The organism is Thalassoroseus pseudoceratinae, from assembly GCF_011634775.1.
Classification (GTDB): Bacteria; Planctomycetota; Planctomycetia; order Planctomycetales; family Planctomycetaceae; genus Thalassoroseus; species Thalassoroseus pseudoceratinae.
Genome location: NZ_JAALXT010000007.1, coordinates 405,224 through 427,735, shown reverse-complemented (window position 1 = coordinate 427,735; position 22,512 = coordinate 405,224). Strand labels below are relative to the sequence as shown.

Below are 22,512 nucleotides of genomic sequence, written 5' to 3'. Positions count from 1 at the left end.
GCTAGCGGCTCGTCCTGAGTTTTGGGCTCCGTCATCAACACGACTTTGAAGAACATTATGAGAATTGGAATTTTTGCGGACGCTCACGATCACGTCGACAACGTCCGGCATGCGGTCAATGTGTTCAACGCCGAGAAATGCGAGCTGGTCATCTTCGCGGGCGATTTCTGTTCGCCGATCGTGATCCCCTCGCTGCGGAATCTCTATTGTCGCGTGCTCGCGGTGTTGGGCGATAACGATGGCAATGTCATCGGCATCAAAGGCGGGATGAAGATCATCGGCGAAGTCGCCAACGGCCCGGTGGGCTTGCGAACACCCGATGGCATTCGCATCCTGATCGGTCACACGATTGATTCGCTCAAGGGGCTGGTGGGTGATGCGGACGTCATCATCCACGCCCATTCGCATCGGGCGAATCTCGAACGAACCGAACGCCGACTGGTCATCAACCCCGGCGAAACCAGCGGTTGGTTCTTCCGCAAACCCACCGTCGCCATCCTCGAAACCGCCCCGCTCGACGCCCGGTTAGTCGCGTTGCCGGAATTGGCGCCACGAGTCGAAATCGAAAACGATATGCGAAGCAAAGTGTGAGTTGATGCAACCGGAGACTGGGATTAGGTGAGACACCGCGAATGCTCGATTCGCGTTGTGTGCCACTGCTAGCTTGCCTAGCAGTACGAGTGATCAGCCATTCGCGAGTCGTTAAAAACACTGCTGGACAAGCCAGCAGTGGCACTCGCGTTATCTGACAAGCCTAGGATACACGGACGGCGAAATTCGCTATTTCTTGGATTCGAGTGTAGCGGCTCCGAAATGTTTCTTTCCGAACTGGTCAGTCAAGGAATAGGCGAGTGCGACCACACCGTTGCGAAGATTGCCGCGGGCATAAAGTTTGCCTCGCCCGATGACCGGCGACTCGATGACGACAAGTCCGTCACCGCGTGCTGGCGCCGTTCCGGAAACCGGAAGTTCGATCTTTTCATTGTCCTTCCCGATGAAGGCGATTGCCCCGGTGAATTTCTTGCCATCACGTGTGGCAATGGAAATTGCCCAAGGTGTTTTCTTGCCCTTTTTCACAGTCGCCAAGCCAGCCCACATAACGCCAGTATGGAACTGGTCTGCCTGACGAGTCCGGCTATCATCTTCCATGCCGTCATCATCTTTTCCGCTCCGGCTTCCCCCCTCTTTGCGGAGTGTCTCATTTTCCTTTTGCAACAATTCGATGGTCTTCTCGGCCAGTTCCAGCTTGGCCTCCAAAAGTTCGATTTTCTGTTTCAGATCGTCGATCTCGCTAGCTGCGACCGGGGAACTCAACGTCCAAAGTCCCACGGCAAATCCGCAGATTGCAATCCAAGATCTCGAATGCCCGCTCATTCGTCTGTTCCCTGATTCTCGACCAAAAACTGGATGTATCGTTCGGGTGCCGTCATGGCACGACGAACCGCTAGAATGCCGAACAGCCTACACGACATATTGACAAATGTCTAACAGCAAAACTGTCAAACCGAAGGCTTGTCACATCATCATCCGTTCGCGTTCGGTTGTCCCGAGACCCGTTTGGCTGCTACAACACACAGGGATTTTTCGATGGAAACGACGCGAACGGACGCATCATGCATAACGTGTTGGCTTTAGTGCTCGCTGGTGGCAAAGGGAGTCGGCTCGAACCGCTCACACGGGACCGGGCGAAACCCGCCGTTCCATTTGGGTGCGGATACCGAATTATCGATTTCACGCTGTCGAACTGTATCAACAGCGGTTTGCGGCGGATGTTGGTGCTCACGCAGTACAAAGCCGCCAGTCTCGATCGGCATATCAATCTCGGTTGGCGATTTCTTTGCCGAGAGTTGAACGAGTTCATCGACGTGCTCCCGCCGCAGCAACGGCTCGATGAAAATTGGTACCAAGGCACCGCCGATGCCGTCTATCAAAACATCTACACCATCGAAAAAATCGGAGCCGAGTACACGCTGATTCTCTCCGGCGATCACATCTACAAGATGGATTACTCCGAACTCGTCCGTGACCACATCGAAGCCGGTGCCGATGCCACGGTGGCGTGCATTCCCGTCCCGCTGCACGAGGGGTCGGACTTCGGCATCATGCACATCGACCCCGATCACAACGTGCTCTCTTTCGATGAAAAACCCGCCGAGCCGGAATGCATTCCCGGTGATCCGGAGAATTGTTTGGCTTCGATGGGCGTGTATGTGTTCAAGACGGATTTCCTCTTCGAGCAACTTTGCCAAGACGCCACCGTCGCCGACAGCCGACACGACTTTGGTCACAACATCATTCCCAGCATGATCGGCACGCGGAAGGTTCGGGCGTATCCGTTCCGTGACAAAAACACAGGCGAGCGGTGTTACTGGCGGGATGTCGGCACGCTCGATGCGTACTACGAAGCCAACATGGATTTGGTGCATGTCGATCCGCAATTGAATCTCTACGATCGCACCTGGGAAGTCCGCACGTATCATCCGCCGTTGCCACCGCCGAAATTCGTGTTCAACGATGCCGACGAAGCGGAACCGCGTGTGGGGACGGCTCTCGACAGTATCGTCGGTCTGGGGAGTATCGTCTCCGGTGGGCATGTCGAACGGTCGGTGATTTCCCCGGATGTGCGAATCAACAGTTGGGCGCACGTGGAAGATTCGATTCTATTTGAAGGCGTCGACATCGGTCGGCATGCGAAAGTCCGAAAAGCCATCATCGACAAGAACGTCCACATCCCCGCTGGCATGGAAATCGGCTATGATCCCGAACTCGACAAGTCCCGCGGCTTCACGATCTCCGAAGGTGGAGTCACCGTCATCCCCCTGGGAACGCAACTGGATTAGCACAATGGATTCGTGGAAACGATAGGCGGTGTTATGAATGTTGAAGCGCTGTTACCGGTTGTTCCCTTGGCCATCATTGGTGTTGTGATCATTGTCATCGTGTATCGGCTTGGACGGTATGGCTGGAAAGGCGCTCGATTCGGTTACCCGATTTATACAGTCGATGACAAGAAAATCACCTATCGCAGGCGTTCCACAAATTGCACCTTTCGGTTGTACAAACTGGATTCGGGAAACTTGTACGGGATCGAAATCGGTCAATGGACCGGTCTCGCCGGAGAAACCGCAATGTATGCCATTCCCGAACACAAACTGCTAGAACTTCGTGATCGCATTACTGAGTTTGTGGAAACAACTGGAAAATACTCTTTTCCAGACCCCACAGACGAAACCGTCTAAACACAACTGACAACCCAACATCAACAACTGACGAAAACAATGCTTGATCTGCAATATATCTGTGACAATGCCGACGCCGTGCGGGAGAACTGCGAGAAGCGGGGCGTGAAAGTGGACTTGGAAAAAGTTCTCTCGCTACGTGAGCAACGAAGCGAGTCGATTCAACTCGTGGACCAGAAGCGGAAGCAGCAGAAAGACGTTTCCAGCAAGATTCCCAAAGCATCGGCGGAAGACAAACCGAAGTTCATCGCCGAGGGGAAGCAACTCCGCGAGGAAATCAGCGAAGCCGAAGCGAAACTCAAAGAGATCGAAGCCGAGTTGTTCGCCGAGCAGAGTCGCATTCCGAACATGACGCATCCCGATGCCCCGATCGGTGGCGAAGACGATGCGAACGTCGTTCGCACTTGGGGTGAGCCGACGAAGTTCGATTTCAAACCGCTCGATCACGTCGAACTGGCGGAAAAGCACGACCTGATCGACTTCGAAGCCGGCTCACGTGTCGCGGGGGCGGGGTTTTATTTCCTGAAGAACGAGGCCGTGCTGCTGGAAATGGCGCTCGTGCAGTATGCCCTCACGACGCTTTACCAACGCGGTTTCGTGTTGCACACCACGCCGGACCTCGCCAAGAACGACGTGCTGTTCGGCACCGGTTACACGCCGCGGGGCGAAGAAACACAGATTTATTCCATCGAGAACACCGATCTCAGCTTGGTCGCGACGGCGGAAATTCCGCTGGGTGGTTCGTTGCGAGATGAGATTGTCGATTTCAACAAACTGCCGTTGAAATACGCGGGGTTGTCACACTGTTTCCGCACCGAAGCGGGAGCCCACGGTCGGGCGAGTCGGGGAATTTACCGGGTGCATCAATTCACGAAGGTCGAGATGTTCGGCTTCACCGCACCAGACGACTCCGCTTCCGAAGCGTTTCTGAACGAAGTGGTGGAAATCGAGGAAACGATTTTCCAAGCTCTTAACATTCCGTATCAGGTGATCGACACGGCATCGGGGGATCTCGGCGGACCGGCGTACCGCAAGTACGATTTGGAAGCCTGGATGCCCGGTCGCGACACCTACGGTGAAGTCACCAGTGCGTCAAACTGCACCGACTACCAAGCCCGTCGGCTCGGCATCCGCACTCGTGTACCGGAGCAGAAAGGCACGCAGTTCGTGCACACGCTCAACGGGACCGCGATTGCCATCAGCCGGGCGTTGATTGCCGTCCTTGAGAACAATCAACAAGCCGACGGCAGCATCGTCATCCCTGAGGTCTTGCGGCCTTGGGTCGGTAAAGACAAGATTGGTTGATTCTTGTGGAGGTGGAAGCGTGTGACAGTCATCGACATGGGTGAAGTGGCCCCAATTCTCAGGGACCATCAATCCACGATCACACCAAATCCATGCTCACGCAAGGCGGTGAGGATGCCACCTGGCCACTGAAGTCTGATGATCAATTATTTATTCAACACAACGAAATTTGTTGCTTCATGCTCGAATTGCGAGGCGTCAGCAAAATCTATCGCGGCGAGACGGTGCTGCATCCCCTTGACCTCACCGTCGAGGCGGCCGAAAACCTAGTGTTAATCGGTCCGAGTGGTTGCGGCAAATCGACAACGCTTCGGTTGATGATGGGATTGATCCGCACCGATAGCGGGGAAGTTTCCTTCGATGGTACGAAACTCACCCCGCAAAACGTGCTCGAACTCCGGCAGCGGATGGGGTATGTCATCCAAGACGGCGGGTTGTTTCCACATCTGACCGCCGCACAGAATGTCACGCTGATGGCGCGGCATTTGAAGTGGGATGAAAAGCGAATTTCCACGCGGTTGGAAGAACTTCGTGGATTGACGCACCTGCCGAAAGAGTCGTTGAGTCGGTACCCCGCTCAGATTTCGGGCGGCCAACGCCAACGCGTCGGGTTGATGCGAGCGTTGATGCTCGACCCGGATGTTCTGTTCCTCGACGAACCGCTGGGGGCTCTCGACCCGTTGATTCGAGCCGACTTGCAAACCGAACTTCGCGAGATTTTCAACACGCTCCACAAAACGGTGGTGCTCGTCACGCACGACCTGGCGGAAGCGGCGTACTTCGCGGATACGGTTGTGCTGATGCGGAGCGGGCGAGTCGTGCAACGCGGGACAGTTTCGGAACTCTGGGACAAACCGGCCGAACCCTTCGTCGAGGAATTTGTGCAAGCTCAACGCAGCATCCATGCCGATCGGGAAACTCCATGAATGTCGTCGCTGGTCGTTTTACTCGCTCGTTGACCGGACTTCTCTGTGGTCTGGTGTGTCTCGCGGGATGCCAATCGGAAACCAATTCCGTCGGCTCCGCTGGAGACGCTGAGACAATCGTCGTGGGTTCGAAGGTGTTTCCGGAGAACGTCATTCTTGGCGAGATGATCACGCAGCTCATGGAGAACGCCGGTGCCAACGTGATTCACGAACGCGGCATGGGGGGTTCGCAGACGCTGTGGGAATCGCTGCGAGCCGGTGAAATCGACGCCTACCCCGAATACACCGGCACTATCCAAAAAGAGCTGTTCGCTAGTCGGAATATCAAAGATGAAGCCGAACTTCGCAAGCTGCTGAAGTCGGAATTCCAAGTCGAAATGAGTCAGCCGTTTGGCTTGAACAACACGTACGCCATCGGCGTTCGCAAAGTTCCACCGGACGGGATTTCCCAAGCCGACTGGGACAAAGTCACTAATATCGCCGATTTGCGAAAGTACCCCGATCTCGAATTTGCTTTCAGCAACGAGTTCATGGATCGCAATGACGGTTGGCCGTCGTTGAAGAAGGCGTTCGAGTTGCCGCACCGGAACGTGGAAGGTGTGGAACACAGTTTCGCCTATGCGGGGTTGGAAAGCGGGACGGTCGATGTGATCGATCTATACGCAACCGACCCGGACATCAAACGTCTGGATCTGAAAATCCTCAGCGATGAACTCGATGACGGTCGCAATTTCTTTCCGAATTACAACGCGATGATTCTCTACCGTGCCGATCTCAAGACACGCGTTCCCGAAGCCGTCGAAGCGATGTTGCGGTTGGAAGGCCAAATCGACAATGCCACAATTATCCCGCTGAACGCCCGCGCCAAACTCGACAAAGTTCCCGAACCGATCGTGGCCGCGGATTATCTGCAAGAGACATTCGACATCGAGAAAACCATCCGCCGGGAATCACGAACAGCCCGCCTCACGAGACGAACGTGGGAGCATTTGCAGTTGGTGGGTATTTCCGTGTTTGCCGCCGTGTTGGTAGCGGTCCCGTTGGGAGTGTTCGCGGCGAAGTCACCGATGCTCGGCCAAGTGGTGCTCGGTGTGACGGGCATTCTCCAAACGATTCCGTCGCTGGTGCTATTTCTGATCATGATTCCCTATCTCGGCATTGGCCCGCAGCCGGTGATTGTCGGATTATTCCTTTACAGTTTGTTGCCGATCGTGCGAAACACCTACGCGGGTCTGGCAGAGATTCCTCGACAGATTCACGAGTCCGCCGAGGCGTTGGGATTACCACCGGCAGCCCGATTGTGGCGAATTGAATTGCCGCTCGCGACGCGGTCGATCATGGCGGGCATCAAAACGGCCGCGACGATCAACGTCGGAACGGCGACGCTGGGCGGTTTGATTGCCGCTGGCGGATACGGAGCACCAATCTTCACCGGCATTCGACGGTTGGATTGGTCGTTGGTCTCCGAAGGAGCAATCGCGGCCGCCGTGATGGCGCTCGTGGTGCAGTTGCTGTTTGACATTGCCGAACGGTTTTTGGTCTCCCCCGGCTTGCAACTGAAATCGGAAGCGTGAACTCGTTGGCAGTCATCGCGTGCGGCGTCCCGCGCGATGAAACGACATCAAAGAAAGACACCGATGGCGGATTCGAGATACCGAGAAACTCCCGACCCAATCGAAACCATGCCGCCGGGCGTGCCGTACATTGTTGGCAACGAAGCGGCCGAGCGGTTCAGTTACTACGGGATGCGGGCAATTCTGACCGTCTTCATGGCCGACTATCTGTATCTGATGTCGGACAAAATTCAGCCAGCGATGAGCAAAGCCGAGGCGACCGAACACTATCACACGTTCAGTTCCTGGGTGTACCTGTTTCCGATCATCGGGGCGTTACTCTCCGACACGTTGACGGGAAAATACCGCATCATCATTTGGGTTTCGGTGCTGTACTGCATCGGGCACTTGGCGCTCGCACTGATGGGCACCGCTCAGTTGGCTCCCGAAACATGGATGTGGATCGGTTTGTTCCTGATCGCACTCGGATCGGGCGGGATCAAACCATGCGTGTCGGCCCACGTGGGGGATCAATTCGGAAAACAGAACCAACATCTGATGCCGAAGGTGTATCAGTGGTTCTATTTTTCGATCAACTTCGGCTCGATGTTTTCGTACTTCCTCACACCGTGGCTGCTGGAATGGTACGGGCCGCATATCGCGTTCGGTGTGCCCGGCATTCTGATGGGGATCGCCACTCTGGCGTTCTGGATGGGGCGTTACTCGTTCGTGCACGTGCCGCCAGCTGGCACCGGCTTTTTGCAAGACGTGTTCAGCCGCGAGGGGTTGTTCACGATCGGCAAATTGCTGTTGGTTTACTTTTCGATTTCGGCGTTCTGGGCGTTGTTCGATCAAACGGGGTCGGCCTGGGTGTTGCAGGCTCAGAATATGGATCGTCAATGGCTTGGTATGTTGTGGTTGGAATCGCAGATCGGTGCGGTGAATCCTGTGTTGGTGATGCTGCTCATTCCGATCTTCCAATTCGGCTTGTACCCCGCCATCAACAAAGTCTTTACGCTCACGCCACTGCGTAAGATTTCGATCGGTCTGTTCCTGGCGGCGGCTTCGTTTGCGTTGTCGTCCATCATTCAAGAATGGATCGACACCGGAAGTCGCCCGTCGATTGCTTGGCAGATTCTGTCATACGTGATTTTGACATCCGCCGAAGTGATGGTGTCGATCACCGGTTTGGAGTTCTCTTATACGCAGGCTCCAAAGTCGATGAAGTCGGTGGTGATGTCGATTTGGTTGCTGTCCGTCTCACTGGGGAATGTGGTGACGGCGGCGGTGAATCACTACATCCAAATTCCGGGGATTAATCGGTTCGTGAGTGAAGCCAGCACGTTGGAAGTCGCGGACGGCGAAAAAACGTACCGAGATCAATGGTTGATGAAAGCGTTGCCAGTCGAGAAGGATTCCGACAAGCACGATGTGCTGTTGGCCGGTTACGATCGCAAGTTCGACACCGATGACGATATTCGTCTCACCTACGACGCTTACGGCAATCTCACGGAGGTCTTGCCGCAAAATGTTGATGTGTTGAAGTCGGCGAAAGAACGGATCAGCGAGAACTTTTTTGCGTCCGCCGATACCGACGATGAATTGCAGTTGCCGGATGACGAGACAGCCGACGAGTTGCTGAAGGATCTACAAGACGCCTCTGAAAAGCCGTTGCGATATCACCGTGTGACCCGCGACCAGTTCCGAATTGTCGCCGCCGGTGCGGATGGAGAATTCGACACGGCTTGGGACGAAGTGCTCAACGCGACCGTGAGTCGTGTCAGCAAGAAAGAAACCAGCCCGGAAGACAAACCGCTTACGTGGCGGGAGAAGCGAATTATCGAACTGAAAGGCGATGTCGGTCGTGAAGAAGTCGAGGCGGCTCGCGGGACCATTCCGGAAACGAAAATCAGTGAATCATTCACGGTCGGCGGGCAGGTCACGCTGGAAGGGGCCAGCTACTTTTGGTTCTGGACTTACGTGATGCTCGGAGCCGCTGTCCTATTCGTGCCGATCTCGTACTTCTACAAAGATCAAACGCAGATCCAAGGCGATGACGAAACCGACCACCCTGCCCCGCCCGAGGAACATGCCCTCACCGATGAGGAAACCTAAGCGGTGCAACGAACACCTCCCGCGAAACTTCCTTACAGATCGAGGAAGTTTTGCAGGAGTTTCACGCCTTCGAGGGTGAGGAAACTTTCGGGGTGGAACTGGACACCGTGGATGGGGTGTTTCTTGTGACGGAGACCCATCACTTCGCGGGGGTGGTCTTCGTCGTTGGTCCAGGCGGTGAGTTCAAAATCGTCGGACAGTGAATCCGCGGGCACGATCAAACTGTGATACCGGGTGGCCGTGAACGGGTTTTCCAATCCGGCGAACACTCCCGTGTTGTTGTGATGAACTTGAGACACTTTGCCATGCATCAAGCGATCGGCTCGGACAACCTGTCCGCCGAACACGTCCGCGATGCATTGGTGTCCCAAACACACGCCGAGCACGGGAATCTTCGTGCCGAATTCCGAGATGATCTCCCGCGATAACCCGGAATCGTTCGGCGTACCGGGACCGGGAGAAATGATGATTCGCTCGGGTTGCCAACCGGCGATTTCGTCCAGCGTGGTTTGGTCGTTACGGGCGACACGGATCTCAAGTGATGAGTCCATCTCTCCCAGACGTTGAACAAGGTTCCAAGTGAACGAGTCGTAATTGTCGAGAACAAAAATCATCGGCGGCGGTTGGTTCGTGCGGGTTTCGATGGTGTGTAGTGATGAGAAACTGAGATTCCTCAACGGAAGCCCAGCGATGGTCGCTACATCAAACCGAGACTGAGTTGAAAACATCAACTTGGTCTGGTGGTCACTGTGGGCATCGTATCACCCGACCCCTCGAACGACCAGACCGCACTTCCACCTTCCGGGCATCGACGAGACCGCGCAACCTGATTTTTTGAGCAGCTACTGTTTGGCGGGGCCGAACAACTTGCGGGCGAGGTCACGGAGTTGTTCCGCGTTGCCGCCCTCGCCTTGCGATTGCAAACAGCGGTGATCGACGAACACCAACGCCGGCTGACTTGCGCACGTCGCTTGCGCAACTTGCGACAACAACTGCTGTTCGCCAACGCTCAATCGATGGACTTTGCAGAGTTGCTGAAACAGATCGTTCGGCGTGTCGTTGGATTCCGTCCGCGAGACTCGATGACGTTCCCACCAATACAAACCGCCCCAGATCGCCGCAATCAACGCAATAATCGCCGCGAAAAACAGATAGTTTCCCAGCGAGGCCGAATGACGGCTCCAGCGTATAAACGAACTGGACATTTCGGCGGTCGACGCCAGACTCGAAACGAGGATATTCATTGTCGTGGCCCTCAAACTTCCGCGGATGCTGATTCGGAAACCGTCTGGCTTGGAACTTCCAAGCCGTCGTCAGCGACTAATCCGGCCAATTGACTCAAGGCGGAATCAATCGCTTCGCGGACTCGAATATTGGGATCGCCTCGATGTTGTTGTAACGCCGCAACGACCGACGGGACTGGCATCTCCGCCAATGTCTCGACGACAACGCGACGAATTTGCTCGTCATTGTCGTTGAGCAGTTCCAAGAGTGTCGGCAAGACATGCCAGTGCAGACCCAGTGACACGGAACCGGTGATCGCACGAATTCGCCGCTGCCGGATCGGGTGAAAAAATTCTTTCGCCAATTGCTCAGTGGCTTGAGGGTCGATCTTCAAGACCAACTGTCCGGCCCGTTCGGCGTGATCTTCATCGAACCGGTCATACGAAGCCAAGATGCGTTGCAGATCGAAGTCAGACAGTTCTTCCCGTGCCGCCTCCCGCACGACATCTGCGGTGCTATCCAACCCGTTCACAAGTTGTTCGAGAGCGTCTGGCAGTCGTTGTTGCCGAACTTGTGTCAACGCCCACGCTTGCGATTGCGGTTCCTCGGAGTTCAAGGCGTCGGCCACGATTTCACGGACCGAATCCCCATTGACCGGCATCCCGCCAGCCAAAACTGAGTCGCGAGCTTCAAAGGTTCCGTTCCGCAGAATCCACTCACGCACCCGCTCTTTGACATTGTCAGCCACCGCCACGTGCGACAGCAACGTGAGAACCGCCGGTTGCAATGCCTCCGGTAACAGCGGCAGCACCTCTTCGGGAGCATCCAGCCAAGGCAACGATTCGATTTGTTGAAGGTTCCGGGCTTGCATCGTTGTCGGACTCTTCCGCACCCAACGCAAAGTGGCCGCGATGAATTCCGGATCGGACCGCTTCCCGAGAATCTCGAAAACTTTCAACGGCGGCCGCGATGTATTCAGGAATTGCAGTGTCAAATCCATGACGCCGGGGTGCGTGCTTGTCTGCAAGAATTGGAAGACTAGCTGACGAATCTCACTGCCACTACCAAGCACGAGTCGCACGGCTTCGTCGTTGGTTTGCCCCAAAATCAAGATGGCTTCAACGATCGCATCTCGATACGGCGATTTGGTCAGAGTCGCTGCGGGAAGATTCAACGCCGCCAAACTCGCATGCCGAACTTGCATCGCGGCTGCATGCCGAGGATCGGTCGATTTGGTCCGGAGTTGATCATGCACCCGATCGACCAAAACCCGAAAGACGGAAACCATTCGTTCGTCGAGGAAGTTCGGATGTTCGCTGAGACATTGAGCCACCAACGGAAGCAGATTCCCAGTCGTTCCCGCCTCGAGAATGGCCATGACATCCTGAGAGGCATCGCTGCGGGTCGTCAAACATTTTCGCAACGGGCCGGCCAAGTTGTTCGCCGTGACAACAAGCTGTTCCTGCGCTTCCGGGGACAAACGACGAAAATGACGAATCAGTTCGATCTGCGTTCGTGGCGAACAGTACTCCGCGATGGCGTCCACCGCCGCAACCTGCACACCCGCGTGGGGTACATCCAACGCTTTAAGCAGCATGGGCGCGGCATGTTCGCTACGCGATGTCGCCAATGCTCGCATCGTCAGACAAATGGCTTGTGTCATAAACTTCTTCAACTTTCAACGTCACGGTTGGCGGATCGTGGAAGCTTGTCGCTCACGTGGTTTGTCTCGATCACCGCACAGACCGAAATCCGGTTCTGAACACACAAACCAACGATCGTCGAGTTATCTTTCCTTTGGCACTCTTCCCAGAATTCACGACCTCCCCACGTTTGTTGCCAGTCATCATGCCGAACACACGGGCATCTCAACCTCAAAACCAAAATGGATTGATACGGCTTGTTCCATCTTGGAATCGAAGATGAACCATCCCGCCATCCGCTGGACGAGATGCCGAGGAATCACATGACAACCATGTGTCACAAGGAAAACTCGGTCCAAGATAGCAAAGGATCTATCGGAGGTTTTCCGGCGACTTCCGAAACGGACCACGTAGAGACGTTGTGATCTCTATGATCCAGCCAGCCGGAATTTCCGGAGAATTCGTCCCCAGAGAGCCTTCGGTTGCCTAGAATGTTGAAAAACGAATTCAATGACTCACTTCCGAGTGGCAATACTAGTATTTCTACTGAGTTCGCAGATCACATCGAGCAGTTAGAATCATTGAACGCGACCGTTCTGTTACAATCACCGGGATATGCCTGAACCACGAAACTTCTCCGAACCGGATTACCGTCACGATACGGAATTCTCGAAACTATTAGCCCGACGTGCGGATGTGGATTTGACAATCGCCGCGTTGGAAGTCGCTCGGGATGCGTATCCGGAGATGCAATTCGACGAAACATTGCGTTGGTTCGATCTGCGAGCGAACTACCTCCGAGAGAAGTTCGCCGCCAGCGTTTTTGAACGCGAAGCACTTGAGGCGTTGTGTGAGGAGTTAGGACGTCGGCAAGAATTGACAGGCAGCGACGCGGCTTTCGACGACCCCGATGCAAGTTATCTCAACCGGATCGTCGTCACCGGACAAGGGATTCCGTTGAGTTTATCGCTGGTCTACATGGGCGTTGCCGAGCGGGCGGGTTTGACGCTCAGCGGCGTGTCCGCTCCGCAGCACTTCTTGTCCCGATGCGAAACGGCCGAAGGACCGTTGTTCGTCGATGCCTTCACACCCGGGCGAATTCTCACCGCCTCGGAATGCATCGAGTGGTTGTCCGATCTGACGGAAATGACGGACGAACAAATTCGGCCATTCCTCGAACCCGCCGGACCACGCATGATTCTCGTCCGCATGCTGAACAATCTGAAAGTCGTGCATGCCAAGCACGAGAATTGGGACGCAGCGTGGAAGGTGCAACACCGACTGATGACACTCAAGCCGGGTTCGTATCAGGAACGCCGAGACATGGGCATTCTATCCGTGCACGCGGACCGGACGCTCAGTGCGATTAAACTTCTCACTGGTTGTCTGCGGAATTGTCCTCAGGAAGAACGCGAGGTACTCAAAGAGCATCTCGAAATGGCCCACTCCAGTCACGCGCGGTGGAACTAAACCGTCGCCTGTGTCGGCGGTGGATGGGAAGAACGCTATGATTCCTGGCCGTCTCGGAGCAAGATGAATCAGTCGTGGTGGTGGGTGTGATCATCTTTGTGATCGAGGGTCCCAGAAACCGCTTTTCCTTCGACCTCCAGCGTGAACTTCGCGGTGAAATGGGCGACGTTGTGCAACGACGAAGGAAGATCAGCGGAACTGATGGCAAATCGGGACGACCGTCCTGAAGGATCGTCGGGTCGCGGGTCGGCCGCAAGACTGACAGGAACATCCTCGCCGTCCACTTGAAATGAAATTTCCAAGGTCTGACTGGAAATCGGCAACGGTTTCTTGGTCCCCGTTTCAAGAACGTGGACGATCAGTTTGCGTTCCTTTTCATCGATAGCGAACTCCAATTGCATGTCCTCATGCCCCGGAAGTTCGATGAAATGCCCGCCGTGCAATTCAGGGCGGTCGCTCTCCGAACTCCCACATCCTGCAAACACAGTGAGCAGTAAGAACCCACCAACGAACAACCAACGCCGCGACTCCGCCACGAGCACGCGACCGACACGCCAACCTGTCACACACTGAGAATACATCAACGGCCCCCTTCGTCACTACGATCTGCCAACTTTTGAAACAGTCCCATCTCGTCGGATGTGGCGTTCCGGCGAAAGTCGATGGTTTCGGATAAGAACCGCACCGATCCATCCGCCATCAGGAAATTTGAACCGCCCGGATGGTAACTGCTGAAATTCGCCGAACCCGTTCCATCGCAGTCGACATTGGTGAGAGAAGGATCGTCATTGATGGGATAGAACGCGGTTCCTAGTACGGTTTGATTGTCGGCCGCGGTGCAACCTTGGGAGGAATCCACGCCGGGCCACGTTGCGGCGTAGTTCCGCATGTTCCGTTCCCCGATCGCCAGCGTATTGCTCGTCCCATCCAGAATGTGAGCAAACTTGACGCTTGAGTTTCGACCGAACAGTCCATTCCCTGCGAAACTAGCTTCCGACCAGTCCACTCGCTGTTCCGCCCAACGACTTCCAAACACACCCACATAATTCGACTTCGCAACATTGAACGAAGCGCCTGCAGGGAGCGTTGGCGCTGGTTGGGGATTGGGTGTCGGTGTTGGTACCGGATCGGGGTCCGGTTTGGGGTCCGGTTCGGGATCGGGATTCGGTGGAGGCGGCGGTGGCAAATGGGCGAAGATGAAGATGCTTGCCGGACAGCTGGGCCACGGGTGCGTCGTTGTCACGTGAGTGGCAACGTTTGTTACCAATGGTTCCAGCGAACGGCCGGGTATGGCTTCGGTCAACGTGGTCTGATTCGTGGTCGCCGTTTCGGGAATGACAATCGAACGGAACTCGTGAGCCAACACGTTGCTGCGATCCGATGGGCAAACGAAAAGATCCAACGGCGTCTGAAGGAATGCCAGCTTCACCGGATCGGATACAACCTGGGTGAGCGAGTGCTCGGTAGGACGCAACGCGTCATGAAGTGCGGTCTGCTCCAAGTATGGCAGCAGCAACACACTCCATCCCCACCCCTTCTCGTCACTGGGGTCGTCTAGGTTGGCCACATAGCCGGATGGTAACGTGCCACATGCGTCGTGATAGAGATGTAAGCCGATGCCAATTTGCTTGAGATTGTTCCGACATGCTGTCCGTCGAGCCGCTTCACGAGCATTTTGGATGGCTGGTAAAAGTAGCGTCACAAGAACGCCAATCACCGCCAGCACCACGAGCAACTCGATGAGCGTCATGCCTCGTCGCTTTGAACGGGAATTCATGGGACCTCCCAGAGACTGAGGGACTCGTGTGACGCGATGTGCGATGCCCGTAACACACCCCATCGTGTTGGCAACTCAACCGTTACCAACTCACGATGCATATGCAACAGATTCGCGAAAGCAATAGATTCTCTCCTAAGCAGCAACGTAACGCTAGCCGAAACGGTGACGCCAGAGAAATTATTGCGATTTCCCACCGATTCCGGTTTCGGTGGAGCACGTCGGGCGACGGGTCTACAGGACGGGGGAAAACAAGCGACAAATGTTTTCGCGGAGGACGCGCCATTTGGGGCGTTTGACCCATTCGTCGTACTCTAATTGCCGGGCATCTTTCTGATCGTTCTCGAAATCTTCTTCGAGCTGCTGGGCGACGCGGGAATCGTAAAACGCCAGACCGATCTCGAAGTTCAACAACAGACTTCGCGAATCGAAATTGGGGGAACCGACGAAACTCCAATGACCGTCGATGGTCATGGTTTTCGAGTGCAGCAACCCCTTTTGGTATTCGTAGATTTCGACGCCTGCTTGCAGGAGCGAATCATAGTAGGATTGGGCTGCGTACACCGTTGCCATGTGAGCGCTTTGGCAGCACAACAGCAATCGCACTTTGACGCCACGATACGCCGCCGACTCCAACGCCATCGCCAATGCGGGTGTGGGGACAAAGTACGAAGTGGCTAGCGTCAATCGACGTTCCGCTTCGTTGATCGCGGTGAACATCAATTGATGAAACACTTCCGCCTCGCCGGACGGTTCACCCGCGAGAACTTGAGCGGCGGTTGGTCCACCTTCGATGGGCGGCGGATAGTAACTCGGTGCCGTCAACTCTTCCCCGGTGGCGTGATACCAATCCTCCGCGAAGACTTGCTGCAACTGCAAGACCGCGGGGCCTTGAATCCGCATATGCGTGTCTCGCCAATACCCCAACTTTGGGTCGAGTCCTAAGTATTCATCACCGATATTCATCCCGCCGGTGAAACCGGTTTGGCCATCGACGACGACAATCTTGCGGTGCGATCGCAAGTTGATCAGCAATCGGTTTCGCCAATGTTGTCCGGAGAGGAACGTTGCGAATTGGATGCCTGCGTCTTTCATCGGTTGGACAAAGCGACGATTTCGCCGCATCGCCCAGGAACCGATCCCGTCCACCAGCACACGAACCTCGACCCCGGACCGCGCCCGTTCCACGAGCCAATCCCGTAGCCTCAATCCGGTCGCATCGGGTTGCCAGATGTAATACTCCAGGTGGATGGATTGTTTGGCCTCGCGGATGGCCTGTTCGATCAATCCGAAAGTCCGATTGGTGTCGGCGACAATTTCGACTTTGTTGTTGTTAGTTGGCACGGTCTCGGCAAGACGTGTGGCCAACCGCATGAGTCGTCGCTGATGAACCGAGTATTTTTCGCTGGGAATGAGTTGATACTGCGTGAGTTCCGGCAGGTTGCGGGTGATGGCTCGGCTGGCCAACGCACGCCGGGCGGCTTTGCGTTCGACACGGTTGATTCCGAAAATCACGAACACGACACCACCGAAAATCGGCACCATCAACAGCAGCATTAGCCAGGCAACGGTGGACTCCGGGTGCTTCTTCTTGTGCAGTAATAACAACGGCAACAAACACAATTGCACGAGAAAACTCATTCCCGTGATCAAGGTCGTCCAATGCCAACTCAACAACCAATCCATGAATTCCGAACCGCCTAAAAAGAAACCGCGGAGAAATCTCCGCGGAATCGTATCACAGCCATGAGTGGTTCGAAAGCTGGTGTGTTACCAGGTCGTTTTCAACCAGTTTTCGTAGGTTTCAGCGACTTTCGCCGACTTGGTATCGCCGCCGTGAATGTACATGGCGTATCGCAGCATCAGCGAGTCGCCTTTTTCGAGTTCCGTCGGGGGAACTTCGTTGCCGGCGTAGGCTTTCTCTCCCCATGGATTGATCGAGAACAATCCGTAGTTCCGCACGTGATATCGCGACGGACGGAAGTTCTTGGGATGATCGAAAATCGTCAGGCCGAACGTATCGCCTTCGACTTCGCCGTAGTAATCAATCCACTTCGCCGGTTTTCCCCAGGCGGCTTTCGTGCCCTTCACGCCTTCCGACGTGACCACATGTCCGCCTTCGTTTTCCCGCATCGAATCGACCATGCGGAAGCCGAACAGTCCTTCTTTCGTATCTTCGAACGTCACGGGACCGTGCTCGGCGATGAAGTTGATCGCGTACTCGACGACATAGTTCGAGAAAATGCGGATCGTTGATTTCTCGGTAACGACCGGTTCACCGGCTTCGTTGAGCCAATGATTCGTGACGGTCATCACGGCCGGATCGCCTTTCGCCTTGTCAATTTTGACAGAGACGTTTTTGATCCGGCCGTCTTCCTTCCAGAACTTCACGCCGTTAACTTCATCGACGGCAACCCAAATCCCCTTGTGGTGTGGGTGATCGAGACCTTTTTTGCCGGGTGTTGCAATCTCCCGTGTCAGTACGGTGCCGTCCGGTCCGCGAACCGGAGAGAAGAACGGCTTTGGCAGATCCGATCCGTAGTTGAACGTCGTGAACGGCTTTCCGCCTACGCTCACGTCGATCGTTTTGCCATCACCTTCGGTGATTTGAACCGCTTTGTCCGCCGCGATCAGCGATCCGCCGCTCAGTAGCATGGCCGACAAACAGCAGGCACGTAGAAAACTCATCCTCGATCCCCTCGATATGGAATATGGTGATTCGCCCCATCGAGCCGCCCAAACAGCCCGATGTCGGCATTCCATCGTATCGACGAAAATTCACACGTCGAGGCTATCGGCGGATTTCACCGGCGGTTGAACCCAAGCGGCGGCGATCACCAATGGAATCGGCAACGCCACAAAGAACCACAATGCCGGGTCGAACGAGCCAAACCAATCGCGAGACGCCCCCGCGATAAACGGTCCGAGACTCGAACTCGCAACCGCGCTCGTGGTAACAACACCGCGAATGCGTCCTAGATGTCGTCGTCCGAAGTATCTGGCCCACAACGGATGCGTGCTTCCGAAGAACGTTCCTTGTGACGCCCCCAGCACCATCCCGACCGTGACACACATCGCCGTGGTGCTCACATTGATCAGCAACATGGATGAGATCGCTAAACCAAGCAGTCCGATCGCACACAACCAGCGAGCGGACACATAATCGGACAGCGTTCCACCACTAAATTGGAAGGTCGCCCAGCAGATTGCGAAGAACGACATGGTGAGTTTGTAGTCGGCTTCGGTGAGTCCTCGGTCTTGCAGGATCGGAACGAAGTGGAAGACGATCGCCGTCAGAATCATCGAGAACATCCCGACCCCCGCGGACACCACCCAAAACGCCGGTGTGCGGATCGCTTCGGAAAGCGTGAGGTCCGAGACGATGCGGCGAGCATGCGGGTGAGAATCCGGCAGGACTTTGCCGTTGTCGATTTGTTGACCGATGTCCTCCGGCCGATTCCGCACGATGAAAAAGAATGCCGGGAACAGCACGCCGAAAATCACACCGCCTTGGATCAGGTAAGCGGTTCGCCAATCATACGCGTCGATCAACCAAGAATTGACCCTTGGCATGATCGCCATCGCCGAAGCGATCGACAATGTGCGGATGCCTTCGACGAGCCCAAGTCGGCGTTCGAACCAGAACGGTAGCGTGTTGCCGCTGAGGAACGCCATCGCCCCCGGTCCGACGAGCCTGAGCATCGCAAACGCGAACAACAACACAAACCAGTTCCCCGCCATCGCCAACGTCACACATGCGGTGAGCAAGACCGTCAGGATGACAAGTAACGTACGTCGCAACCCGTGGCGGTCCATGAACATGCCGACGTATGTGAGCGGCATCGCTCCTAAGATCGTGCCCAGCATGTACGCCAACGCCAATTCACTATGCGATAAACCCAGGCTGGTACGGATTGGTTCGTTGTAGACGGAGATGCCGAACGTTTGCCCCGGTGAACTGGCGAACGCCGTCACCATCGCCACGCCGAGCATCACCCATCCATAGTAAAACGGTGCGGAGGTCGCGACCGGTTCCGGGGAGAGCGTTTGTGGCAGACTCGGGGAAGTCACCGGCAGCGGAGCCGATGAAACGGTTTCCGTCGATTGCAAAGTCACGGAACAACCAACTTTCAGGCGGGAAGACACGGCAGGAACGCGCCGGAATTTTCGCCTTGTCCCCCGGTTCTGTCAATCCCCTCTGTCTGACGCAAATTGCTATTCATCGAACTTTCGCACCGTTCCGGGTCGCATGGAAACTCGGCAAGATCGACGGGAATCTTTCAATTCTCGAATCCAAAGTCCCGCATCGGATTTCGCAGTTTCGAATATGCCGAACAGGTCCGTATCGACGAGGGCGTCGTATCCACTCATTAACTCGAAGAAGGTGTCATCGACGGTCTTCGCCATTACGAAATAATCATACACAGCCGCGTGCAAAACAGCCGCGTAGACATGTGCTTCGGCTATTTGCTCGGCGGTGGCAGATTCGCCAAGAGCCACTTTCGGACGGTGCTTCAATAAAGCCAACATGTGAACAGTCGAGCCCAACGCATCGTCTTGCCACACGTCTTGACGGTAAGAATCGAGGCACGCAAGTTCATCTGCCATCGACTCCGCCAACTGTTGTATCGTCACAAAACTAAAGGGAGCGTTCATCGAAGAGTCTTTATGAGCGTTTCGAAGCTGGAAAACACGATTGTCGTCCGAAGCGAATTGGTTAGGATAACCCACGTCGATTTAAAAAAGGCTGACACTTTCTTAACTCGTGTGGGAATCCCATGATTCGTTCACAAACTTGTCCGATCTGTAACGAGGAACTTCCGCCGGAATTGACCGCCGATTCACCGTACTTTCCGTTTTGCAGCAAACGGTGTCAATTGATCGATCTCGGTCGCTGGGCGGACGGTCGGTATGCGATCGTCGACGAAATGACGCCCGAACAGATGGCGGAGGAATTCGACAAACAAAACGAAAGCGGATACTTCGAGGGCTAAACCGATACGTGCCGTCGCTCACTGCAAGCGATGCCGACAAGTTTTTGCAATTCCGATTCGTGGTTGGTAGGCTGATTGATCTTCGATCACATTTGTCGACTCCCAAATCCCAAATCGGACTTGCTTCTATGCGACTTTCCTGGCTGTGTTGTTGTCTCGTCGGCGGTGTCTTCTTCGTTCCGCCTTTGCACGCGGACCAGATCACGTACGTTCAAGACGATGGCACGCAAACCACTGTCGAAGCGCAGATTTACGGATCGGATCGCGGAGCGGTGGCGCTTGAGATGGCGGACGGATCGCTGGAAGTCATTCCGGAAGCCCGCATCGTCAAACGGGAACCGGGAGACGGTCCGGAACCACTCGACGAAGACGCGATGATCGAGCAACTCACCGAACGGTTCGGGAAGGATAAATTCCGAGCGACTTCCAAACGCCCGTTCGTGGTCGGTTTGGTGTTGGCGAGTCCGTTGGAGAGCAGAATTCAGGAAACGCGAGCGACTTCGTTTTTGCGGGAAGCCGTCGGGTTTATGAAGCGGGTCGAAAACGAATTCAAGAACTACGCTCGGCAAGCTCGCATTTCGATCGACAACCCCAAGCACACGCTCGTCGCGTTGATCTTCGAGACCGACGACGATTTCGAAGCCTATGTCGAAGAAACTCGTGGCGGAGCACAAAGCCTGTCAGCCGGGAACATCGCGGGGTTTTACTCGGGACTGTCCAACCTCTTGGTACTGCGGCTGAGTGAGTGCTACGACTTTGCCACCCCGCTGCATGAGGCGATGCACCAACAGGTTTACAATCGCGGTGTGTTTCAACGATTGGCACCGCTGCCGGTCTGGTTCAACGAGGGCATTGCCACGTCGTTTGAAGGCAATGGTGACCGCATCCGCAACGGTCCGAATCGGCTTAACTCGCATTATGCTCGCAAGTCGCTCGCCGGTGGTGGGCTCTCTTGGACGGAAACCGTGCAACACGACTCCACCTTCCGAGGTGACATCTTCGCCGGTGATGCTTACCGAAACGCCTGGAGTATGCACTGGTTTCTGCTCAACAATTACGACGACCAATACAAGAGCTACGTGGAACGGCTGGGCGAGAAAGAATCACTCGCGGAGATCAGTCCGGAGCAACAATTGTCGGAATTCGAGGATGTTTTCGGCAAATCTCCGGCGGAGTTGGAATCGGAGTTTCGCCGGAAGTTGCCGATCGAAATGCGACGCCAACGGCTCTCGGCGGTGGAGCGTCGGCAAGCCGGTCTCAGCGAAACACAATCACATCTGGGCGAAGTCGTGCTGACGGCGGTACGTCAACCGAACGGTTTGCTGCAAGTCCAAGGGCAACTCACGAACATCTCGCCACTCCGTGATATGGCGTATTATGTGACCGTTGTCACCGGTACGGGAGAGTTCGCGGACTGGTTCGTTCCGGACCTGAAAATTCGTAAGTCGCAACGGTTGCCCTTGCAATTTGTGCAAAAACGGATCGTTGGAGCGCGCGGCGGACCGGCGGGAACGTTCCGCGTGAAAATTCAGTCCGCCATCGCCGACAGCGACACCGCCAACGCGTGGAAACGCGGCCAACTACCGTCCCCATTGGGCGAATGATCACTCTACTGTCCGATCGACTCGTTCAATTCCCCGCAGTCGCACACGATCGAACCTCGACACAAACTCCGTACTTGATTCGGAGAAAACTTGAGGATTTTCTTGGAGTCCTTCGCAGAATTTGCCGATTGAATGAGAAGACGCCACATAATCCGTCTTTTCGTAACAGCTGAGGAGCCAATCGATGCGAATCCTTCTGGGAATGCTAGTGCTGTTCAGTGGATGTGCGTCGGCCCGTTATGTCACCAAAGGTGAGATGGAAGGCGTGGTCGCGATGCCCTCCGACACCGACCGCAACCGTGAAAAAGCTGAGGAATTGATGGCTCAGCATTTTCCGGAAGGCTATGAGATTGTCTTTGAGGAAGAAGCCGCTGTTGGCAGCGTGACACACGTTCACAAGAATAGTCACGGAGACGACATCCATCTGGCTGGCGGTCTGCAAAACTATGATCATGACGATTTCGCCAGCGTCACGCCGCGATTGCCGGGTCTTACGCATCGCACCGCTCACAGCGACATCACCATGACGACCCGCGACAAAACCGAATGGCGAATCCGTTACCGCAAAAAACGCCCGAATTCGCTCACCGCACCGGGGGAACTTCCCAGCGAATCGCTCCAACAGCACTTCGAAGCCATTGACGCCAACGCTGAGAACTAAT

At 55.3% G+C, this 22,512-nt stretch carries 21 protein-coding genes; 11 read left to right on the top strand and 10 right to left on the bottom strand.

Annotation, left to right across the window (positions count from 1 at the left end; all coding sequences use genetic code 11):
• Positions 1-57 precede the first annotated feature (57 nt).
• Positions 58-591 carry a YfcE family phosphodiesterase gene (locus tag G6R38_RS24155; protein WP_166831349.1) on the top strand — a complete coding sequence of 178 codons (534 nt, stop codon included), beginning with the start codon at positions 58-60 and terminating at the stop codon, positions 589-591.
• A 189-nt stretch (positions 592-780) separates the two neighbouring features.
• Here the strand turns inward: G6R38_RS24155 and G6R38_RS24150 are convergent, their stop codons facing one another.
• Positions 781-1,374, bottom strand: a complete 594-nt coding sequence (locus G6R38_RS24150; protein WP_166831348.1) for a hypothetical protein — start codon at positions 1,372-1,374, stop codon at positions 781-783.
• 239 nt (positions 1,375-1,613) lie between these two features.
• Between G6R38_RS24150 and glgC the strand changes: the two genes are divergently transcribed.
• The 6 genes from glgC to G6R38_RS24120 all read left to right on the top strand — a co-directional run bounded on the left by glgC (position 1,614) and on the right by G6R38_RS24120 (position 9,138).
• Positions 1,614-2,840, top strand: coding sequence for a glucose-1-phosphate adenylyltransferase (glgC, locus tag G6R38_RS24145; protein WP_166831347.1), 1,227 nt, complete (start codon positions 1,614-1,616; stop codon positions 2,838-2,840).
• Positions 2,841-2,873: 33 nt separating this feature from the next.
• Complete coding sequence (locus G6R38_RS24140; RefSeq protein WP_166831346.1) at positions 2,874-3,239, top strand: hypothetical protein; 366 nt, start codon at positions 2,874-2,876, stop codon at positions 3,237-3,239.
• Positions 3,240-3,278: 39 nt separating this feature from the next.
• Positions 3,279-4,544, top strand: coding sequence for a serine--tRNA ligase (serS, locus tag G6R38_RS24135; protein WP_166831345.1), 1,266 nt, complete (start codon positions 3,279-3,281; stop codon positions 4,542-4,544).
• Positions 4,545-4,723: 179 nt separating this feature from the next.
• Complete coding sequence (locus G6R38_RS24130) at positions 4,724-5,470, top strand: ATP-binding cassette domain-containing protein (protein ID WP_166831344.1); 747 nt, start codon at positions 4,724-4,726, stop codon at positions 5,468-5,470.
• Entirely contained in the window at positions 5,467-7,044 is a 1,578-nt protein-coding gene (locus G6R38_RS24125) for a glycine betaine ABC transporter substrate-binding protein (RefSeq protein ID WP_166831343.1), read from the top strand. The genes G6R38_RS24130 and G6R38_RS24125 overlap by 4 nt, the downstream gene beginning before the upstream one ends.
• 63 nt (positions 7,045-7,107) lie before the next feature.
• Positions 7,108-9,138: a POT family MFS transporter gene (locus G6R38_RS24120; protein WP_166831342.1), complete on the top strand. Its 2,031-nt coding sequence runs from the start codon at positions 7,108-7,110 to the stop codon at positions 9,136-9,138.
• Between the two features lie 32 nt (positions 9,139-9,170).
• Here the strand turns inward: G6R38_RS24120 and G6R38_RS24115 are convergent, their stop codons facing one another.
• The 3 genes from G6R38_RS24115 to G6R38_RS24105 form a co-directional block, all read right to left on the bottom strand.
• Positions 9,171-9,752, bottom strand: coding sequence for an anthranilate synthase component II (locus tag G6R38_RS24115; RefSeq protein WP_166831421.1), 582 nt, complete (start codon positions 9,750-9,752; stop codon positions 9,171-9,173).
• 228 nt (positions 9,753-9,980) lie between these two features.
• A complete protein-coding gene (locus tag G6R38_RS24110; protein WP_166831341.1) occupies positions 9,981-10,343 on the bottom strand; it encodes a hypothetical protein in 363 nt (120 codons plus the stop codon).
• Between the two features lie 50 nt (positions 10,344-10,393).
• Positions 10,394-12,025, bottom strand: coding sequence for a HEAT repeat domain-containing protein (locus G6R38_RS24105; protein WP_166831340.1), 1,632 nt, complete (start codon positions 12,023-12,025; stop codon positions 10,394-10,396).
• Between the two features lie 595 nt (positions 12,026-12,620).
• Here G6R38_RS24105 and G6R38_RS24100 point away from each other — a divergent pair.
• The gene (locus tag G6R38_RS24100) at positions 12,621-13,475 is read left to right on the top strand and encodes a SirB1 family protein (protein WP_166831339.1); all 855 of its coding nucleotides are present in this window, start codon (positions 12,621-12,623) and stop codon (positions 13,473-13,475) included.
• A 68-nt stretch (positions 13,476-13,543) separates the two neighbouring features.
• Here G6R38_RS24100 and G6R38_RS24095 read toward each other — a convergent pair whose 3' ends face one another.
• The 6 genes from G6R38_RS24095 to G6R38_RS24070 all read right to left on the bottom strand — a co-directional run bounded on the left by G6R38_RS24095 (position 13,544) and on the right by G6R38_RS24070 (position 19,908).
• Entirely contained in the window at positions 13,544-14,056 is a 513-nt protein-coding gene (locus G6R38_RS24095; RefSeq protein ID WP_166831338.1) for a hypothetical protein, read from the bottom strand.
• On the bottom strand, positions 14,056-15,252 hold the full coding sequence (locus G6R38_RS24090; protein ID WP_166831337.1) for a DUF1559 domain-containing protein: 1,197 nt from the start codon (positions 15,250-15,252) through the stop codon (positions 14,056-14,058). Before G6R38_RS24090 ends, G6R38_RS24095 begins: the two co-directional genes overlap by 1 nt.
• A 234-nt stretch (positions 15,253-15,486) precedes the next feature.
• A complete protein-coding gene (gene cls, locus G6R38_RS24085) occupies positions 15,487-16,938 on the bottom strand; it encodes a cardiolipin synthase (RefSeq protein WP_166831336.1) in 1,452 nt (483 codons plus the stop codon).
• Positions 16,939-17,022: 84 nt separating this feature from the next.
• A complete protein-coding gene (locus G6R38_RS24080; RefSeq protein WP_166831335.1) occupies positions 17,023-17,940 on the bottom strand; it encodes a DUF6807 domain-containing protein in 918 nt (305 codons plus the stop codon).
• A 90-nt stretch (positions 17,941-18,030) separates the two neighbouring features.
• Positions 18,031-19,368: an MFS transporter gene (locus G6R38_RS24075; protein WP_166831334.1), complete on the bottom strand. Its 1,338-nt coding sequence runs from the start codon at positions 19,366-19,368 to the stop codon at positions 18,031-18,033.
• 99 nt (positions 19,369-19,467) lie between these two features.
• Positions 19,468-19,908 carry a hypothetical protein gene (locus G6R38_RS24070; RefSeq protein ID WP_166831333.1) on the bottom strand — a complete coding sequence of 147 codons (441 nt, stop codon included), beginning with the start codon at positions 19,906-19,908 and terminating at the stop codon, positions 19,468-19,470.
• Between the two features lie 122 nt (positions 19,909-20,030).
• On the opposite strand from G6R38_RS24070, the gene G6R38_RS24065 reads away from it, so the two are divergent.
• The 3 genes from G6R38_RS24065 to G6R38_RS24055 all read left to right on the top strand — a co-directional run bounded on the left by G6R38_RS24065 (position 20,031) and on the right by G6R38_RS24055 (position 22,511).
• Positions 20,031-20,246: a DNA gyrase inhibitor YacG gene (locus tag G6R38_RS24065; protein WP_166831332.1), complete on the top strand. Its 216-nt coding sequence runs from the start codon at positions 20,031-20,033 to the stop codon at positions 20,244-20,246.
• Between the two features lie 128 nt (positions 20,247-20,374).
• Entirely contained in the window at positions 20,375-21,850 is a 1,476-nt protein-coding gene (locus G6R38_RS24060; protein ID WP_166831331.1) for a DUF1570 domain-containing protein, read from the top strand.
• 184 nt (positions 21,851-22,034) lie between these two features.
• Positions 22,035-22,511 (top strand): hypothetical protein, encoded by a 477-nt coding sequence (locus G6R38_RS24055; RefSeq protein WP_166831330.1) that lies wholly within the window; start codon positions 22,035-22,037, stop codon positions 22,509-22,511.
• Position 22,512 lies beyond the last annotated feature (1 nt).

Coding starts and splice junctions, on each gene's coding strand:
- G6R38_RS24155 (WP_166831349.1), top strand. CDS start 58: ATGAGAATTGGAATTTTTGCGGACGCTCACGATCACGTCGACAACGTC.
- G6R38_RS24150 (WP_166831348.1), bottom strand. CDS start 1,374: ATGAGCGGGCATTCGAGATCTTGGATTGCAATCTGCGGATTTGCCGTG.
- glgC (WP_166831347.1), top strand. CDS start 1,614: ATGCATAACGTGTTGGCTTTAGTGCTCGCTGGTGGCAAAGGGAGTCGG.
- G6R38_RS24140 (WP_166831346.1), top strand. CDS start 2,874: ATGAATGTTGAAGCGCTGTTACCGGTTGTTCCCTTGGCCATCATTGGT.
- serS (WP_166831345.1), top strand. CDS start 3,279: ATGCTTGATCTGCAATATATCTGTGACAATGCCGACGCCGTGCGGGAG.
- G6R38_RS24130 (WP_166831344.1), top strand. CDS start 4,724: ATGCTCGAATTGCGAGGCGTCAGCAAAATCTATCGCGGCGAGACGGTG.
- G6R38_RS24125 (WP_166831343.1), top strand. CDS start 5,467: ATGAATGTCGTCGCTGGTCGTTTTACTCGCTCGTTGACCGGACTTCTC.
- G6R38_RS24120 (WP_166831342.1), top strand. CDS start 7,108: ATGGCGGATTCGAGATACCGAGAAACTCCCGACCCAATCGAAACCATG.
- G6R38_RS24115 (WP_166831421.1), bottom strand. CDS start 9,752: ATGATTTTTGTTCTCGACAATTACGACTCGTTCACTTGGAACCTTGTT.
- G6R38_RS24110 (WP_166831341.1), bottom strand. CDS start 10,343: ATGTCCAGTTCGTTTATACGCTGGAGCCGTCATTCGGCCTCGCTGGGA.
- G6R38_RS24105 (WP_166831340.1), bottom strand. CDS start 12,025: ATGACACAAGCCATTTGTCTGACGATGCGAGCATTGGCGACATCGCGT.
- G6R38_RS24100 (WP_166831339.1), top strand. CDS start 12,621: ATGCCTGAACCACGAAACTTCTCCGAACCGGATTACCGTCACGATACG.
- G6R38_RS24095 (WP_166831338.1), bottom strand. CDS start 14,056: ATGTATTCTCAGTGTGTGACAGGTTGGCGTGTCGGTCGCGTGCTCGTG.
- G6R38_RS24090 (WP_166831337.1), bottom strand. CDS start 15,252: ATGAATTCCCGTTCAAAGCGACGAGGCATGACGCTCATCGAGTTGCTC.
- cls (WP_166831336.1), bottom strand. CDS start 16,938: ATGGATTGGTTGTTGAGTTGGCATTGGACGACCTTGATCACGGGAATG.
- G6R38_RS24080 (WP_166831335.1), bottom strand. CDS start 17,940: ATGAGTTTTCTACGTGCCTGCTGTTTGTCGGCCATGCTACTGAGCGGC.
- G6R38_RS24070 (WP_166831333.1), bottom strand. CDS start 19,908: ATGAACGCTCCCTTTAGTTTTGTGACGATACAACAGTTGGCGGAGTCG.
- G6R38_RS24065 (WP_166831332.1), top strand. CDS start 20,031: ATGATTCGTTCACAAACTTGTCCGATCTGTAACGAGGAACTTCCGCCG.
- G6R38_RS24060 (WP_166831331.1), top strand. CDS start 20,375: ATGCGACTTTCCTGGCTGTGTTGTTGTCTCGTCGGCGGTGTCTTCTTC.
- G6R38_RS24055 (WP_166831330.1), top strand. CDS start 22,035: ATGCGAATCCTTCTGGGAATGCTAGTGCTGTTCAGTGGATGTGCGTCG.